Genomic DNA, 14,552 nt, shown 5'->3' with positions numbered 1-14,552 from the left:
CGGCGGACCGGACGGCGTTTCCTTGCAATCTCTCTGGGAAGGAGAGGTTGTCTTACGAGGCCAGGGCGGCCTCTGCGGCGACCACGCGGCTGACCGCGTTGACCACGGCGGCGATGCGCAGGGCGGTCTGGATGTTCAGGGCGACGACCCCGTGCTTCTTCAGCTCGGCCTCGTGGCTGTCCAGGCACATGCCGCAGCCGTTGATGGCCGAGACGGCCGTCGACCACAGCTCGAAGTCCACCTTCTCGACGCCCGGATTGGCCAGGATGTTCATCCGCAGCTTGGCCGGGATCGTGCGGTACTCGTGGTTCGAGAGCAGGTGCAGCGACCGGTAATAGACGTTGTTCATGCCCATGATCGCCGAGGCGGCCTTGGCGGCGGTCTTGGCTTCGGGCGTCAGGCCGGCGGCGTCGGCCGCGGCTTCGACAGCCTTCACGACAGCCGGGACGCCGATGGCGTGGGCCGAGGCGACGAAGGTTCCCCACTTCTGCTGGTCGGTCAGCACCGTCTCGCTGGCGAGCGAGGACAGGTTGAGGCTCAGATCCTTGGCGTAAGCGGGCAGCAGATCGCGCAGCGCGTCGAGGGACATCGTCGGCTCCTAAGTCTTGTTGTTCTTGATGGAGTATGGGGGAGGAAGCGCCCGTTGGCTGGGGAGAAAACGGACGCTTCCTAGTCTGTCGGCCTTAGGCCGCCAGGGTGTCGCCGCCCACTGCGCGGTTGCAGGGGCAGAGTTCGTCGGTCTGCAGGGCGTCGAGGACGCGCAGGGTGTCAGCCGGGGCGCGGCCGACGTTCAGGTTCGTCACATAGACGTGCTGCACGACGTTGTGCGGGTCGACGACGAAGGTGGCGCGCAGGGCGACGCCTTCTTCTTCGTTCAGGATGCCCAGAGCGCGGGCGAACTTGCCGCCGTTGTCGGCGAACTGCCAGATCGGCAGGCTCTTGAGATCCGGGTGTTCACGGCGCCAGCCGAGCTTGGAGTGCTCGTTGTCGGTCGAACCGCCGAGGACCACGGTGTCGCGGTCTTCGAAGTCACGGCCGAGCTTGGCGAATTCGACGATCTCGGTCGGGCAGACGAAGGTGAAGTCCTTCGGGTAGAAGAAGATGACCTTCCACTTGCCCTCGAACGAGGTCTGATCGACAGCCTGGAACGCGCTTTCGCCGTTCTCTTCGTGGCTGTTGAACTTCGGCTTCACGCCAACGATCTTGAAGTCGGGGAGGGTTTCGCCAACGCCCAGCATACAGAGTCTCTCCTGGTTGAAAGGTGTGCGGCGGTGAGCCGCGCGGACCCTTAGATAGGGAGTCGCTTCGCAAATGCACAATCAATTGTTTTTGTCCTGTCGATAAATTTGATCTATGGATATCGGCCATGCTGCCGACCCTGCGCCAACTGCAATATCTGACCCTCCTGGCCGAACATGGATCGTTCAGCCGGGCGGCCGAAGCGGCCCACGTCACGCAGCCGACCCTGTCGGCCGGCGTGCAGGAACTCGAGAAGATACTTGGGGCGCCGGTGGTTGATCGGGCCCGCTCGGGCGTGCTGCTGACCGCCGCCGGGCAGGAGGCCCTGCGCCGCGCCAAGGCGATCTTGGCGCAGTCGGAGGACCTGGTTCAGGCGGCGCGCGGGGCGGGTCAGCCCCTGTGCGGACGCTTCCGGCTGGGGGTGATTCCGACGGTCGCGCCGTTCCTGCTCCCGCGTGCGTTGCCGCACCTGCGAACGACCTATCCCAAGTTGAAATTGTTCCTGCGCGAGGACCTGACCAGCCGGCTGATCACCAGCCTGAAGGCCGGCGCCCTGGACGCGGCGCTGATTGCGCTGCCCTACGACATGACCGGGCTGGAATGGGCGCATGTGGAGGATGACGAGTTGCTGGCCGCCGCGCCGGCCAACCATCCGATCACCGCGCAGAAGCGCGTGGACCTCAGCACCATCGACACCGCCGACCTGATCCTGCTGGAGGACGGGCACTGCCTGCGCGACCACGCCTTGGCCGCCTGTGGCATCCAGCTGGGCCGAGGGGAGGAGGACGGCGAAGGCTTCGCCGCCACGTCCCTGCCGACTCTGGTGCAGATGGTGGGGTCGGGGCTTGGCGTGTCGTTCCTGCCGGCCATGGCGGTGGAGGCGGGGCTGGTGGACCACGCTCCGGTGACCGTCCGGCCGCTGATGGCCGACCATCCCAGCCGCGAGATCGTCATCGCCTGGCGCGCCGGGTCCAGCCGCGCGGTCGAGGGGCGTTTGTTGGCGGAAGCGTTCAAGGCGCGCTGACCGGGAACGCTTAGGGTCCCTGGCGCGCTACGGCCACGTTCAGGAGATCGACGTTATGAAAACCGCCCTCACGCTCACCCTCGCCGCCGTGATGCTGTCCGGCTGTGTCGGCATGTCCCGCAGCAAGCCGGTGGCCCCGCTGGCGGCGGACTGGAAGACGGGCGGCCGGGTCGATCAGATCACCTTGGCGAAAGAGGGCGAGTTCAAGATCACGCCCGAGTTCGACCAGATCTTCGAGACGCGGGTGAAGTCCAAGCTGGCCGAATGCGCCACGGGGACGCGGCCCCTGCGGCTGGAAGCCAGGCTCACCCGCCTGGACAAGGCCAACCCCGTGGTCACCACCCTGATCATGGGCGCCAACGTCATGCGCGGCGAGGCGCGGCTGGTGGACGTCGCCACCGGCCAGACGGTCGGCGAGTACGAGATCGGCCAGACCGTGGTCGGCGGCCGCATGGCCATCATCAAGATGGGCGAGGCCGAGGAGCAGATGTCCGACGCGTTCGGCGAGGAGCTCTGCAAGCAGGCTTTCAAGGCTGAGGCCGCCAAGTAGCAGGGGCGCCCCTTGCACCCGATAGTCATCCGATATATCTAAAGGTTCGTTATATCGAAAATGGATCGAAAATGTTCGGAAGACATAACCATCATCACCACGGGCGGCACGGCCGCCATCCTTTCGGTTTCCACGGCCATGGTCATCAGCATCACCGCCGGGGCGGCCGCGTCGGGCGGTTCTTCGACCATGGCGACCTGCGCCTGGTGGTCCTGAAGCTGATCGCTGACAAGCCGCGCCACGGCTACGAGCTGATCAAGGCCGTCGAGGAAGCCGCTGGCGGCGCCTACAGCCCCAGCCCCGGCGTCATCTATCCGACCCTGACCCTGCTGGAGGAGCTGGGCTACGCAACGGCGGCCGATGCGGGCGGCGGCAAGAAGCTGTTCTCGATCACGCCGGAGGGCGAGGCTTTCCTGACCGAGAACGACGCGCCGGTGCGCGGCCTGTTTGAACGCATGGCCGACGTCGCCTCGCGCAGCGCGGCCTTCTCGCCGCAGATCCTGCGGGCGCGGGAGAACCTGAAGACGGCCATGAAGCTGAAGCTGACGGGCGAGCGCCTGTCGGACGAGCAGATCGCCGCCATCGTCGCCGCCCTCGACGAGGCGGCCCGCAAGGTGGAGCAGGCCTGATGCAGAGCCAGGCCGTCGTTCAGACCGAGCATGCCTCGAAGTACCTGACCCAGCTATGCAAGCACTGGGCGCACAAGTTCGAGGTCAGCTTTGATCCGGTGCTGGGGCGCATTGTCCTGCCCCTGGGCGTCTGCACCCTGACCGCTACGCCGGCGGTCCTGCAGATCGATCTCGACGCCGCCGAGGGCGCCGAGATCGGCCGTTTCGAGGACGTGGTGGCCGACCACGTCAACCGCTTCGCCCACCGGGAAGGCGAACTCACCTTCCCGTGGGTCAGAAGCTAGGTGCTGTGCGTCCTTCGAGACGGCCTATCGGCCTCCTCAGGATGACGGATTCAGGAGCACCCAAACCGCGTCACGCTGAGGAGCGCGACAGCGCGTCTCGAAGCGCGCAACCTCAGTCCATCAGCTGGCGCGACAAATAGACGTAGTGCATGGCCCAGCGCTTGGCGTTGGCCTTGGGGTCGGCGCCGTTGGCGTGGCCGCCATCGGTGTTCTCGTAATAGAGGTAGGGCGCGCCCAGGTCCTTCATCCGCGCCGCGAACTTGCGGGCGTGGCCGGGGTGGACGCGGTCATCCTTGGTCGAGGTGGTGATGTAGGCCAGGGGGTACTTCGTCCCCGCCTTCAGGTGCTGGTAGGCCGAGTACTTGGCGATATAGGCGGCTTCTTCCGGCTTGGTCGGATCGCCGTATTCGCCGATCCACGACGCGCCGGCCGGCAGCAGGTGGTAGCGCATCATGTCCAGCAGCGGGCTTTCGACCACCACGGCGTTGTACAGGTCCGGACGCTGGGTCAGGGCCACGCCCATCAGCAGACCGCCGTTGGAGCGGCCGTAGATGCCCAGGTGGCGGGGCGTGGTCACCTTGCGGGCGATCAGGTCCTCGGCCACGGCGTAGTAGTCGTCGAAGGCGCGCTGGCGGTTGGCCTTCAGGGCGGCCTCGTGCCAGGCGGGGCCGAACTCGCCGCCGCCGCGGATGTTGGCGACCACATAGGCGCCGCCGCGTTCCAGCCACAGCTTGCCGACGACCGGGTCATAGACCGGCAGCTTCGACAGCTGGAAGCCGCCGTAGGAGTGCAGGATGGTCGGGGCCAGGCCGTCGAACTTCAGGCCCTTCTTGCGGACCAGGAAGTAGGGAATCTTCGTGCCGTCCTTCGAGGTCGCTTCATGCTGCTCGACCACAAGGTCGGCTGAGGCGAAGCGGGCGGGCGAGGTCTTCACCGTCTCGGCGGCGCCGGTGGCGGCGTCCGCCAGCTTCAGCTCGGTCGGGACCAGGAAGCTCTCGGCGGAATAGAACACCGCGTCGTCCACGTCGGACGCGGCGACCAGCGAGACCGAGGCGTTCTCGGGCGCGGGCAGCTGCTTGCTCATCCAGCCGTGGCCGGCGTGCTTTTCAAAGGCCATGACCCGGCCGCGCACGTTGTCGTAGGTCGCGGCCACGACGCGGTTCTTGGTCACCCCCACCTGGTCGATGGACTGGCGCGGGTTGGGCTGGAACAGCAGGGCCGGAGCCTCGCCGCCCTTGCCGGTCAGGAAGGCGGGCGTGGCGGCGATCAGGGCGCCGGCCGAGAAGGCCTTGCCGCCCGGCGCGGTCCACGCCTCTTCCAGGGTGATGATCAGCTCGCCGTTCACGAAGCCCTGGATGCTGGAGCGGGTCGGCAGGCTGAGGCGCGCCGGGCCGGCGTCGGTCAGCAGGCTGTATTCGGTGTTGAAGAAGTCGGTGGCGCGGGACAGCACCACGATCTTGTTCCCCGCCCCGTCCTTCATGACGCGGGCGTTGGCGCTGACGTCCTTGGTCTGGCCGCGGAAGATCTCCTTGGCGTCGGCCAGGGCCTGGCCGCGCTTCAGGGTCTTGGCGATCATGCCGTAGCCGCTGTCGGTCAGGCTGCCGGCGCCCCAGTCGCGGGACAGGACCACGGTGTCATCATCCAGCCACGAGACGTTCTGCTTGCCTTCCGGCAACTTGAAGCCGTCGGCGACGAAGGTCTTGGTCGCCATGTCGAACTCGCGGACCTGGACGGCGTCCTTGCCGCCGTTGGACAGGCGGACCAGGCAGCGGTCGTACTTCGGGCCGCGGCAGTCGGCGCCCTTCCAGATCCAGTTGGCGTTCTCGGTCTTGGACAGGGCGTCTAGGTCGATCACCGTCTCCCATTGCGGGTTGGCGGTCTTGAAGCTGGCGCGGGTGGTCTTGCGCCAGACGCCGCGCACATGGGTGGCGTCTTGCCAGAAGTTGAATACCGCCTCGCCCTCGAAGTGCGGGGTCGGGATGCGGTCGGTGGCCGACAGGATCGTCAGCGCCTGGTCGTGCAGGGACTGATAGCGCTTGTCGCCGGTGAGGACGGGCAGGGTCTTGTTGTTCTCGGCCTTCACCCAATCGAGGGCGCGAGGGGTTTCGACCTCCTCCAGCCACTGGTTGGGATCGACCGCCTGGGCGTGCGCCCCGCTGGCGATGAGAAGGGCGAAGGCGGCGACGCCGGCGGCTCTGAACATGAAGGCCCGTTCCGTATACGAAAGAGGCGGGCACCTTATCCCTCTGAAATGGGGCCGCAAGCCGGCCGCGCCCGACGAACGGGGCTATTCGTCGTTGGGGATTTTCAGCAGCTCCCCGCAGGCCTTGCAGTGAACGGCGTCCGGGTCGTGACGCTTGAGATTGCAGCCGGGACAGGGGTGCAGGACCTTGGGCGGGCGCAGCAGCAGCTGGATCAGGCGGATGAACAGGGTCACCCCGCCCAGCATCACCGCGATCGACAGCAGCCGGCCCCAGACGCCCGGCAGGCTGATGTCGCCATAGCCCGTCGTGGTCAGGGTGGTGATGGTGAAATAGAGCGCGTCCACATAGCCGCCGATGCCCTCATACCGGCCGACGAAGCTGGAATAGACGAAGCCGGTGATGACGAAGACGAAGGTGACGAGCGCGACGCCGGCCTTGGTCAGATCCTCGATGCGGGTGTCGTCATAGCGGCGGCCGACGGTGCGCCAGAAGAACTCGCTGTTGACCAGGGTCCACAGGCGCAGCACTCGCAGGAAGCCCAGGTTGAACAGCCAGAAGGGCGCCAGCAGGGTGGCGAAGACGAACAGATCGACCCAGATCATCGGCTGCTTCAGCCAGCCCTTCAGATCGCCATGGGCGATGGCTCGCGCCGTCAGGTCCACGGCCATGATCACCGCGATCAGGTAATCGAGGACGTAGAAGGTCGTCATGTGATCGCGCAACAGCGGGGCGGCGATGAAGAAGGCGATGATCGCCAAGTCGACGATCAGGACCGCGTAGCGAAAGCGCACGGCGGTGGGCGAAACGCCGTGATACAACGCCCGAAGACGCGCCCGCAGACGCAATCCCTCGTGTTCATCGGCGCGGTCGGCTGCGGTCATGTGTCCAGTCTTAGCGGCGCGATCTGACGAAGACGAGATTTTCGCCTATATAGCGGGCCAAATGACCCGCACGTTCCTCAAGATGAATGGCCTCGGCAACGATTTCGTCGTGGTCGAGACCAAAAGCCAGCCGTTCAACCCGACGGCCGATGAAATCCGCGCGATCGGCGATCGCAAGAGCGGCATCGGCTTCGACCAGCTGATCGCCATCGACCCACCCCAGGCCGAGGGCGCAAGCGCCTATGTCCGGTTCTGGAACTCGGACGGCGAGGAGACCGGCGCCTGCGGCAACGGCACCCGCTGCGTGGCGTGGCTGCTGATGCAGTCGGCCAAGACCGACAGCGTGGCGTTCGACACGGCAGCCGGCCGCCTGAGCGGCGTCATGGCCGGCGACAAGCTGGTCACGGTCGACATGGGCAAGCCGGGCCTGGCCTGGAACGAGATCCCGCTGAGCGGTCCGATGGACACCGTCTCGGTCGAGCTGACCTCGGCGACCCATCCGGAGCTGAGCGCGCCGGGCTGCGTCTCCATGGGCAATCCGCACGTGGTGTTCTTCGTCGACGCCCCGGCCAGCGATGAACTGGCCCGCGAGGCCGGCGCGCCTATCGAGCATCATCCGCTGTTCCCTGAGGGCGTGAACGTCGGCTTCGCCAATGTCGTCGCCCGCGACCACATCAAGCTGAAGGTCTGGGAACGCGGCGCGGGCCCGACCGCCGCCTGCGGCACCGGCGCCTGCGCCGCCCAGGTCGCCGCCTTCCGCCGGGGTCTGACCGACCGCAAGGCGAAGGTGGAGTTCGAGACCGGTTCGCTGGTCATCGAGTACCGCGAGAGCGACGGCCACGTGATCATGACCGGCCCGGTCAGCATGGACTTCGTCGGCAAGCTGCCGGAGGTCGAAGCGGCGTGAGCGAGACCCTCGAGACGCACGGCGAGATGGAGCCGGACGCCGACGTGGACGTCGTCACCTTCGGGTGCCGGCTGAACGCGTACGAGTCCGAGGCCATCCGTGCGCGCGCCGAGGAGGACGGCCTGACCGACGCGGTGGTGTTCAACACCTGCGCCGTGACCAACGAAGCCGTGCGCCAGGCGCGCCAGGCGATCCGCAAGGCCCGTCGCGAACGACCGGGCGCGCGCCTGATCGTCACCGGCTGCGCGGCCCAGATCGACCCCGCCGCCTTCGCCGCCATGCCGGAAGTCGATCTGGTGCTGGGCAACGCCGAAAAGGCCGCGCCGGGCGCCCTGATGGACACCACGGCCCGCGTCCGGGTGAACGACATCATGTCGGTGCGCGAGACGGCCGGGCACCTGATCGCCGGGCTGAAGGACCGCGCCCGCGCCTATGTCGAGGTGCAGAACGGCTGCGATCACCGCTGCACCTTCTGCATCATCCCGTATGGCCGGGGTAACAGCCGCAGCGCCCCGGCGGGCGAGGTGGTCGAACAGGTCCGCCGCCTGTCGGCCGAGGGCTATCAGGAAGTGGTGCTGACCGGCGTGGACGTGACCAGCTGGGGGCTGGACCTGCCGGGTCAGCCGACCCTGGGCCAGCTGGTGGGCCGCATCCTGCGCCTGGTCCCCGACCTGCCGCGCCTGCGCCTTTCGTCGATTGACGCGGCCGAGATCGACCCGGACCTGATGCAGCTGCTGGCGACCGAGCCGCGGCTGATGCCGTACCTGCACCTGTCGCTGCAGGCGGGCGACGACCTGATCCTCAAGCGCATGAAGCGCCGCCACCTGCGGGCCGACGCCCTGAAGCTGGTGCGCGAGGTGCGGGCCGTGCGTCCCGACACCGCCTTCGGCGCCGACCTGATCGCCGGCTTCCCCACCGAGACGGAAGAGGCGTTCCAGAACACCCTGAAGCTGGTGGAGGAGGCGGGCCTCGCCTTCCTGCACGTGTTCCCCTACAGCCCCCGACCGGGCACCCCCGCCGCCAAGATGCCGCCCGTGAAGGGGCCGGCGATCAAGGACCGCGCCGCGCGTCTGCGCGCCGCCGGCGAGGCGGCCCTGGTCCGCCACCTGGACGCCCAGGTCGGCCGCACCCTGGCCGGTCTGGTCGAGCGTGACGGCCTGGCGCGGGCCGAGGACTTCACCGAGATCGCCTTCACCGGCGAGGCGCAGGCCGGGACCATCCGGCCGATGCGCGTGACCGGGCACGACGGCAAGCGGGCCTTGGCGGAACTGGCGGCCTGATGCGCCTGGCGATCGCCGCCCTGGCCGTGCTGCTGATCGCGCGGCCGGCCAGCGCCCAGACGGAGACGGTGGTCGAGAAGGAGCTGTCGGTCCTGACCTACAACGTCGCCGGCCTGCCGTGGCCGGTGCGCAGGGATCGCGGCGAGGCGATGAAGGCCATCGGCGCCGAACTGGCCGGGATGCGCGCCCAGGGACGGGAGCCGGACGTGGTCCTGGTCCAGGAAGCCTTTCGCGACGAGATCCGCGATCTGATCCGGCTGAGCGGCTACAAGCACGTCTCGCGCGGGCCCAAGCGCAAGCAGCGCGACCCGGCCCTGCTGGACGGGCCGGCCCCGCAGTACAAGCGCGGCAAGTACTGGCGAAAGGGCGAGGGGCTGGGCAAGTGGCGTTCCAGCGGGCTCTACATCCTCAGCAACTATCCGATCGAGACGCGGCGCTCGCACGCCTTCCGCTACTGCGCGGGGTTCGACTGCCTGGCCAACAAGGGCGTCCAGCTGGCGGGGATCAGGCTGCCCGGCGCGCCGACCGTGGTGGATGTGGCCAACACTCACATGAACGCTCGCAAGGCTGCGCGCGTGCCGCGGGTGCGGACCTTCCGCGCCCATAACCTTCAGGCCGACGAGCTGAAGCGGTTCGTCGCCGTGGCCCATGATCCGGCCGCGCCGCTGGTGGTGGGCGGGGACTTCAACATCAAGAAGGCGCCCGACCGCTACAACTACATGTTCGAGGACTACGACTTCGACGTGTCGAGCGAGTACTGCTGGCGCAACATCGCGGTGGGGGCCTGCGCCATCAAGGTGTCGATGGACGGCGACGCGCCGTGGCTGGATACCCAGGACCTGATCGGATCGGTGGCCGGGACGGGGGCGTCCATCTGGCCGATCGAGATCGAGGCGATGTTCGACGGCAAGGACGAGCCGGTCCTGTCGGACCACGACGGCCTGCTGGTGCGGTTCCGCATCCGCTGGCCGAGGTACGAGCCGCCGGTCGTCGAAATCCCTCAGTCCTCGGTGGGGGAGCCTGGGAACGCCGGCATGGTCCAGCCGAACAGCAGCGCGCCCGAACGGATGCCCAGCGCGACCGCGAACCCCGCGCCGCCGGCCCAGCTGTAGGGCGCGCCCAGTCCGATCAGGACCACGAAGACGGCGGCGCCGGCTAGGGCGGCGGTGATGTAGATCTCCCGCCGCAGCAGGATCGACGGCTCGTTGGCCAGCACGTCGCGTACGATGCCCCCGAAGGCGGCGGTCAGCACGCCCATGACCACGGCCGAGACCGGCGGCGCGCCGAAGGACAGGGCCTTGGCCGTGCCGACGACGGTGTAGGCGGCCATGCCCAGGGCGTCCAACCACAGCAGGGCGCTGAACCGCCAGGGCTTGCGGCCGACGATCCAGATGGCCGCCGCCGCGATCAGGCAGGCGATGATGTAGCCGGGCCGGCCCACCCAGAAGACCGGCGCGCCGATCAGCAGGTCGCGCAGGGTGCCGCCGCCGACCCCGGTGATGGCGGCGAAGAAGCCGAAGGTGATGATGTCGTGCTTGCGCCGCGCGGCGGCCAGGGCGCCGGTGGCCCCGAAGACGGCCACGGCGGCGAAGTCCAGCCAGAACAGGGCGGTCGAAAGGGCGTCCATGGCGTTTCCTTGCACGGGCAGGTAAAGGAGCGCCATGACTGAAAAGAAGCAAGGCTGGTTCCAGCGGCTGACCTCGGGCCTGTCGCGGTCGTCGAAGCAGATGACCGAGCAGGTCACGTCGGTCTTCGTCGCCAAGAAGGTCCTGGACCAGGATCAGCTCGACCAACTGGAAGAAATGCTGATCGAGGCCGACCTCGGCCCCGCCGCCGCCGGCCGGATCGCGGAGGCCTTCGGCAAGGCCCGCTTCGGCAAGGAATCCACAGAGGACGAGATCAAGGAGGCCCTGGCCGACGCCGTGGCCGCCGAACTGATCAGCCGAGAGGCCAAGTTCGATCCGCTGTCGGGCCCCAAGCCTTACGTGGTGCTGTTCATCGGCGTGAACGGGTCGGGCAAGACCACGACCCTGGGCAAGATCGCCGCCGATCTGACCAGCCAGGGCGCCAAGGTGATGATCGTGGCCGGCGACACCTTCCGCGCCGCCGCCGTCGAGCAGCTCAACGTGTGGGCCGACCGCGCCAAGGCGACGTTCGTCTCGCGTCCGTCCGGCGCCGACGCGGCGGGCCTGGCCTTCGACGCGGTCGAGCAGGCCAAGGCCGAGGGCTACGACGTCGTGCTGATCGACACCGCCGGCCGCCTTCAGAACAAGTCCGGCCTGATGGACGAGCTGTTCAAGATCATCCGGGTGCTGAAAAAGGTCGACGGCGCCCTGCCGCACGAGGTGCTGCTGGTCCTGGACGCCACCGTGGGCCGCAACGCCCTGGCCCAGGAAAAGGTGTTCGGCAACCAGATCGGCGTGACCGGCATCGTCATGACCAAGCTGGACGGCACCGCCCGCGGCGGCGTGCTGGTGCCCGTGGCCCAGGCGTCGGACAGCCCCATCATGCTGATCGGGGTGGGCGAAGGCATCGAGGATCTGCAACCCTTCGACGCCAAGGCCTTTTCCCGTTCTCTGGTCGGCCTTCCGCCGGCCTAAAGGATCACGATGTCTCCGAAATTCCGCCCGTACGTGCGCGGCGCCGTCGATTACGGCGGCCCCCTGGTGTTCTTCATCGCCTATCTGATCACCCGCGACATGATCGCGTCGACCTGGGCGCTGGTCGCCGGTTCGGCCGTGGCCCTGGCCATCGGGTTCGCCTTCGAGCGCCGTCTGGCGCCCATGCCGCTGCTGGCGGGGGGCGCGGCGCTGATCTTCGGAGCGCTGACCCTGATCTTCCACGACGCGCGGTTCGTGAAGATGAAGCCGACCTTCCTCAACACCGCTTTCGCCGTCTTCCTGCTGGGCGGGGTGATGCTGAAGAAGAACCCGTTGAAGGTCCTGTTGGGCGAGGCGGTCAGCCTGCCGGAGGATTCCTGGCGGACCCTGACTTTGCGCTACGGGGTGTTCTTCCTATGCGTGGCGGTGCTGAACGAGGTGGTCTGGCGCACCCAGCCGGAAGCGACCTGGGTGGTGTTCCGCTTCCCCGGCCTGCAGATCCTGGCGCTCGCCTTCTCGGCGGCGCAGGTGCCTTTGATGATGAAGGGCATGAAGGCGATGGAGGCCGTCGAGGCCCCGCCGCCGCCGGTCGAATAGGCCCGCTTCAGACCAGGATGTTGACCAGCGAGCCGGGGCGCAGCAGGCGCGTCGGCTGACCGCCCGCGGCTGTCTGAGACGTCGGTTGCGGCTGCGGCTTTTGCGGCGCGGCGTAGGCTTCCACCCCGGCCTTGCTCAGCGCCTGGTCGAAGAACGCCTTCTGGGCGGAGGTGCGCGGGTTCGCTTTCGCCGGAGCATGCTGCTGAGGCGTTACGGCGGGCCAGTTGTTGGGGCGGATATCGGTCACGGGACCAGTCTGAACATGGTTAACGCGCCGTCAAGGTTTGGCGCGAACATGGTCAATGAAAGGTTAACGCGGCGCTGAGCCCAGGCTGCTGAGCATGGTTTCGGCCGCCTCGGGCGTCAGGGGGCCGGTGTGCTTGGCGCGAATCACGCCCTGGGCGTCGACGAGATAGGTCTCCGGAACGCCGGTGACGCCGAACTCGATTCCCGCTCGGCCGTCGCGGTCGACCAGCTTGGCGGCGAAGGGATCGCCCAGGCGGGTCAGGAAGGCGCGGGTGTTGTCGGGCGCGTCCTTGTAGGTGACGCCGATGATGCGGACGCCCTGCGCCTTCAGGGCCATCAGCTGCGGATGCTCGATCTCGCAGGGGGCGCACCAGGAGGCGAAGAAGTTGACCAGCACCGGGCCTTGCAGCGTCGCGGCGATGGGGGCGGGGCGGCCGGTCTCCAGATCGGGCAGGGCGACGGCGGGGACCGGCTTGCCGACGAGGGCCTTGGGCTGGACCTGCGGGTCGCGCTTGAGGGCGTAGCCGGCGAACAGAACGCCCAGGGCCAGCAGCACCGCGATCGGCGCGAAGGCGAGCCAGCGCCTCACGGGCGGTTCTTTTCCAGGCGCTCCACCTCGCGGCGCCAGCGGCGGGCGCGCAGCAGGGTCGAGGCGATCATCCAGCCGAAGGCGGCGGCGGTCAGGACGAAGGCCGGCCAGACATAGACGGCGTACTTGCCGGCGTCGAAATCGAGCATGGTCAGCCTCCCGCCTGCTGCAGGGACAGGGCGCGGGCCCGGCGGCGCCACACCTCGGCGCGGACGCCCACCAGCCACAGCGACCCGAAGGCCGACATGTAGCCCAGGCCCATGATCAGCAGGGGGGTGAGATAGACCGACGGCAGACGGTCGCCTTGATCGGCCTCAAAGGTCGAGCTGCCCTGGTGCAGGCTGTTCCACCATTCGACCGAGTAATGGATGATAGGCAGGTTGATCAGGCCGGCGAGGGCCAGGATGGCGGCGGCGCGGCCGGCCTTGGTCTCGTCGTCGATGCTGGCGCGCAGGGCCAGGTAGCCGAGATAGAGCAGCAGCAGCACCAGGACCGAGGTCAGGCGCGCGTCCCACACCCACCAGGTCCCCCACATGGGCTTGCCCCACAGCGAGCCGGTGGCCAGGGCCAGGACGGTGAAGGCCGCGCCCAGCGGGGCGGCGGCCTTGGCGGCCATGTCGGCCAGGGCGTGGCGGAAGACCAGGCCGAGAAGGCTGGCGATCCCCAGGCAGAGATAGGCGAACATGGCCAGCCACGCGGCGGGCACGTGGATGAACATGATCCGCACGGTGTCGTGCTGCTGATAGTCCTCGGGGACGCTGAAGGTCATCCAGAGGCCGGCGGCGATCAGCGCGACGGCGATGACGCCGAACATCGGCGCGGCCCAGCGCGAGAACACCATGAACCGTTGCGGATTGGCGAGGAACGCCGGGACGGGGATCATGAGGCCTCTCTAGGCTCCGCCCCTCCCGGCTGCAACTTCCTTACGCCGCGGGGGCCGCCGGAGGCGGGCCGCGGTGGTCGAAGCGCTTCTTCATCCCGCGCTTGCCGTGATCGCCGCGACGCTCGTGCAGGGCGTCGAAGGCCTTCTGCTGGCTGGGAGAAAGGGCCGCGTAGAAGGTCTTGGTCGCGGTGGCGCGGCGCTGGAAAGCCTGCTGCATCTGCGCCATGCGGGCGGCCTGGCGGTCGAGACGCTGCGGGGTGGTCTCGTTCTGCAGGGCTTGGCGGTCGGGACGCTCGCGGCGCATCTGCGGCTTGCCGGATTCGAGGAAGGCCTTCAGGGCCGGTTCCTGGTTCGGCTGCAGCTGCAGGACGTCGCGCAGCTTCTGGGCGCGGGCTTCGGGGTTGAAGCGGGCCTTCATGTGCTCGCCGCCGCGATGGGGGGCGGCGTGGACCGGCTTGGCTTCCGGGGCCGGCTGGGCGAAGGCCGCGCCGGTCATCAGCAGGGTCGCGCCCGCCGCCATGGCGAGCCGGGTGGTCAGTTTCGTGTTCATCGGTTGGGGCTCCGTGGACTGGTGAGCCTTCACCCTGACCCTGTGCTGTTGCACCGGAATTTCGCCGTTCGGCGGCTTTGTTGCAGTCT

General features: G+C 68.1%; 19 protein-coding genes. 9 read left to right on the top strand and 10 right to left on the bottom strand.

Going from position 1 to position 14,552, the window contains the following annotated elements:
* Positions 1-52: 52 nt before the first annotated feature.
* Positions 53-589: a carboxymuconolactone decarboxylase family protein gene (locus ABOZ73_RS05640; RefSeq protein ID WP_369061414.1), complete on the bottom strand. Its 537-nt coding sequence runs from the start codon at positions 587-589 to the stop codon at positions 53-55.
* Between the two features lie 94 nt (positions 590-683).
* Positions 684-1,238, bottom strand: coding sequence for a peroxiredoxin (locus tag ABOZ73_RS05635; protein ID WP_369061412.1), 555 nt, complete (start codon positions 1,236-1,238; stop codon positions 684-686).
* Positions 1,239-1,366: 128 nt separating this feature from the next.
* Between ABOZ73_RS05635 and ABOZ73_RS05630 the strand changes: the two genes are divergently transcribed.
* From ABOZ73_RS05630 to ABOZ73_RS05615, 4 genes are all read left to right on the top strand, one after another.
* Positions 1,367-2,263: a hydrogen peroxide-inducible genes activator gene (locus ABOZ73_RS05630; RefSeq protein ID WP_369061410.1), complete on the top strand. Its 897-nt coding sequence runs from the start codon at positions 1,367-1,369 to the stop codon at positions 2,261-2,263.
* 55 nt (positions 2,264-2,318) lie between these two features.
* Entirely contained in the window at positions 2,319-2,813 is a 495-nt protein-coding gene (locus ABOZ73_RS05625) for a hypothetical protein (RefSeq protein ID WP_369061408.1), read from the top strand.
* A 71-nt stretch (positions 2,814-2,884) separates the two neighbouring features.
* The gene (locus tag ABOZ73_RS05620) at positions 2,885-3,442 is read left to right on the top strand and encodes a PadR family transcriptional regulator (RefSeq protein WP_369061406.1); all 558 of its coding nucleotides are present in this window, start codon (positions 2,885-2,887) and stop codon (positions 3,440-3,442) included.
* Positions 3,442-3,726, top strand: coding sequence for a DUF2218 domain-containing protein (locus ABOZ73_RS05615; RefSeq protein ID WP_369061405.1), 285 nt, complete (start codon positions 3,442-3,444; stop codon positions 3,724-3,726). The genes ABOZ73_RS05620 and ABOZ73_RS05615 overlap by 1 nt, the downstream gene beginning before the upstream one ends.
* A gap of 112 nt (positions 3,727-3,838) precedes the next feature.
* Here the strand turns inward: ABOZ73_RS05615 and ABOZ73_RS05610 are convergent, their stop codons facing one another.
* Positions 3,839-5,929 carry a prolyl oligopeptidase family protein gene (locus tag ABOZ73_RS05610; RefSeq protein ID WP_369061404.1) on the bottom strand — a complete coding sequence of 697 codons (2,091 nt, stop codon included), beginning with the start codon at positions 5,927-5,929 and terminating at the stop codon, positions 3,839-3,841.
* Positions 5,930-6,013: 84 nt separating this feature from the next.
* Entirely contained in the window at positions 6,014-6,811 is a 798-nt protein-coding gene (locus ABOZ73_RS05605; RefSeq protein WP_369061402.1) for an ion channel, read from the bottom strand.
* Between the two features lie 61 nt (positions 6,812-6,872).
* On the opposite strand from ABOZ73_RS05605, the gene dapF reads away from it, so the two are divergent.
* From dapF to ABOZ73_RS05590, 3 genes are read left to right on the top strand one after another with little or no spacing between them, the layout of a single operon-like run.
* The gene (dapF, locus tag ABOZ73_RS05600; RefSeq protein ID WP_369061401.1) at positions 6,873-7,718 is read left to right on the top strand and encodes a diaminopimelate epimerase; all 846 of its coding nucleotides are present in this window, start codon (positions 6,873-6,875) and stop codon (positions 7,716-7,718) included.
* A 26-nt stretch (positions 7,719-7,744) separates the two neighbouring features.
* Positions 7,745-8,998 carry a tRNA (N(6)-L-threonylcarbamoyladenosine(37)-C(2))-methylthiotransferase MtaB gene (gene mtaB / locus ABOZ73_RS05595; protein WP_369062491.1) on the top strand — a complete coding sequence of 418 codons (1,254 nt, stop codon included), beginning with the start codon at positions 7,745-7,747 and terminating at the stop codon, positions 8,996-8,998.
* Positions 8,998-10,110: an endonuclease/exonuclease/phosphatase family protein gene (locus ABOZ73_RS05590; RefSeq protein WP_369061399.1), complete on the top strand. Its 1,113-nt coding sequence runs from the start codon at positions 8,998-9,000 to the stop codon at positions 10,108-10,110. Before mtaB ends, ABOZ73_RS05590 begins: the two co-directional genes overlap by 1 nt.
* Here ABOZ73_RS05590 and ABOZ73_RS05585 read toward each other — a convergent pair.
* The gene (locus tag ABOZ73_RS05585; RefSeq protein WP_369061397.1) at positions 9,999-10,625 is read right to left on the bottom strand and encodes a trimeric intracellular cation channel family protein; all 627 of its coding nucleotides are present in this window, start codon (positions 10,623-10,625) and stop codon (positions 9,999-10,001) included. The two genes, ABOZ73_RS05590 and ABOZ73_RS05585, sit on opposite strands and share 112 nt — an antisense overlap.
* 34 nt (positions 10,626-10,659) lie before the next feature.
* On the opposite strand from ABOZ73_RS05585, the gene ftsY reads away from it, so the two are divergent.
* Together ftsY and ABOZ73_RS05575 are read left to right on the top strand one after the other, a co-directional pair.
* The gene (gene ftsY, locus ABOZ73_RS05580) at positions 10,660-11,598 is read left to right on the top strand and encodes a signal recognition particle-docking protein FtsY (RefSeq protein WP_369061395.1); all 939 of its coding nucleotides are present in this window, start codon (positions 10,660-10,662) and stop codon (positions 11,596-11,598) included.
* 9 nt (positions 11,599-11,607) lie between these two features.
* Entirely contained in the window at positions 11,608-12,195 is a 588-nt protein-coding gene (locus tag ABOZ73_RS05575) for an inner membrane-spanning protein YciB (RefSeq protein ID WP_369061393.1), read from the top strand.
* 7 nt (positions 12,196-12,202) lie between these two features.
* On the opposite strand, the gene ABOZ73_RS05570 is transcribed toward ABOZ73_RS05575, so the two are convergent.
* The 5 genes from ABOZ73_RS05570 to ABOZ73_RS05550 all read right to left on the bottom strand — a co-directional run bounded on the left by ABOZ73_RS05570 (position 12,203) and on the right by ABOZ73_RS05550 (position 14,463).
* On the bottom strand, positions 12,203-12,442 hold the full coding sequence (locus ABOZ73_RS05570; RefSeq protein WP_369061392.1) for a hypothetical protein: 240 nt from the start codon (positions 12,440-12,442) through the stop codon (positions 12,203-12,205).
* A gap of 63 nt (positions 12,443-12,505) precedes the next feature.
* Positions 12,506-13,030: a DsbE family thiol:disulfide interchange protein gene (locus ABOZ73_RS05565; protein ID WP_369061391.1), complete on the bottom strand. Its 525-nt coding sequence runs from the start codon at positions 13,028-13,030 to the stop codon at positions 12,506-12,508.
* Positions 13,027-13,179 (bottom strand): heme exporter protein CcmD, encoded by a 153-nt coding sequence (gene ccmD, locus ABOZ73_RS05560; protein WP_369061389.1) that lies wholly within the window; start codon positions 13,177-13,179, stop codon positions 13,027-13,029. The genes ABOZ73_RS05565 and ccmD overlap by 4 nt, the downstream gene beginning before the upstream one ends.
* Before the next feature lie 2 nt (positions 13,180-13,181).
* Complete coding sequence (gene ccmC / locus ABOZ73_RS05555; protein WP_369061387.1) at positions 13,182-13,913, bottom strand: heme ABC transporter permease CcmC; 732 nt, start codon at positions 13,911-13,913, stop codon at positions 13,182-13,184.
* Between the two features lie 40 nt (positions 13,914-13,953).
* On the bottom strand, positions 13,954-14,463 hold the full coding sequence (locus ABOZ73_RS05550; protein WP_369061385.1) for a Spy/CpxP family protein refolding chaperone: 510 nt from the start codon (positions 14,461-14,463) through the stop codon (positions 13,954-13,956).
* Between the last annotated feature and the right edge of the window lie 89 nt (positions 14,464-14,552).

The sequence above is a fragment of the Caulobacter sp. 73W genome (assembly GCF_041021955.1).
In the GTDB taxonomy this organism is placed as follows: Bacteria; Pseudomonadota; Alphaproteobacteria; order Caulobacterales; family Caulobacteraceae; genus Caulobacter.
The sequence above is the reverse complement of the archived record's forward strand: the minus strand, read 5'-3'. Positions and strand labels throughout refer to the sequence as shown.

Coding starts and splice junctions, on each gene's coding strand:
- mtaB (WP_369062491.1), top strand. CDS start 7,745: ATGGAGCCGGACGCCGACGTGGACGTCGTCACCTTCGGGTGCCGGCTG.
- ftsY (WP_369061395.1), top strand. CDS start 10,660: ATGACTGAAAAGAAGCAAGGCTGGTTCCAGCGGCTGACCTCGGGCCTG.
- ABOZ73_RS05585 (WP_369061397.1), bottom strand. CDS start 10,625: ATGGACGCCCTTTCGACCGCCCTGTTCTGGCTGGACTTCGCCGCCGTG.
- ABOZ73_RS05625 (WP_369061408.1), top strand. CDS start 2,319: ATGAAAACCGCCCTCACGCTCACCCTCGCCGCCGTGATGCTGTCCGGC.
- ABOZ73_RS05550 (WP_369061385.1), bottom strand. CDS start 14,463: ATGAACACGAAACTGACCACCCGGCTCGCCATGGCGGCGGGCGCGACC.
- ccmC (WP_369061387.1), bottom strand. CDS start 13,913: ATGATCCCCGTCCCGGCGTTCCTCGCCAATCCGCAACGGTTCATGGTG.
- ABOZ73_RS05630 (WP_369061410.1), top strand. CDS start 1,367: ATGCTGCCGACCCTGCGCCAACTGCAATATCTGACCCTCCTGGCCGAA.
- ABOZ73_RS05635 (WP_369061412.1), bottom strand. CDS start 1,238: ATGCTGGGCGTTGGCGAAACCCTCCCCGACTTCAAGATCGTTGGCGTG.
- ABOZ73_RS05640 (WP_369061414.1), bottom strand. CDS start 589: ATGTCCCTCGACGCGCTGCGCGATCTGCTGCCCGCTTACGCCAAGGAT.
- ABOZ73_RS05620 (WP_369061406.1), top strand. CDS start 2,885: ATGTTCGGAAGACATAACCATCATCACCACGGGCGGCACGGCCGCCAT.
- ABOZ73_RS05615 (WP_369061405.1), top strand. CDS start 3,442: ATGCAGAGCCAGGCCGTCGTTCAGACCGAGCATGCCTCGAAGTACCTG.
- ABOZ73_RS05605 (WP_369061402.1), bottom strand. CDS start 6,811: ATGACCGCAGCCGACCGCGCCGATGAACACGAGGGATTGCGTCTGCGG.
- ccmD (WP_369061389.1), bottom strand. CDS start 13,179: ATGCTCGATTTCGACGCCGGCAAGTACGCCGTCTATGTCTGGCCGGCC.
- ABOZ73_RS05590 (WP_369061399.1), top strand. CDS start 8,998: ATGCGCCTGGCGATCGCCGCCCTGGCCGTGCTGCTGATCGCGCGGCCG.
- ABOZ73_RS05610 (WP_369061404.1), bottom strand. CDS start 5,929: ATGTTCAGAGCCGCCGGCGTCGCCGCCTTCGCCCTTCTCATCGCCAGC.
- ABOZ73_RS05575 (WP_369061393.1), top strand. CDS start 11,608: ATGTCTCCGAAATTCCGCCCGTACGTGCGCGGCGCCGTCGATTACGGC.
- dapF (WP_369061401.1), top strand. CDS start 6,873: ATGACCCGCACGTTCCTCAAGATGAATGGCCTCGGCAACGATTTCGTC.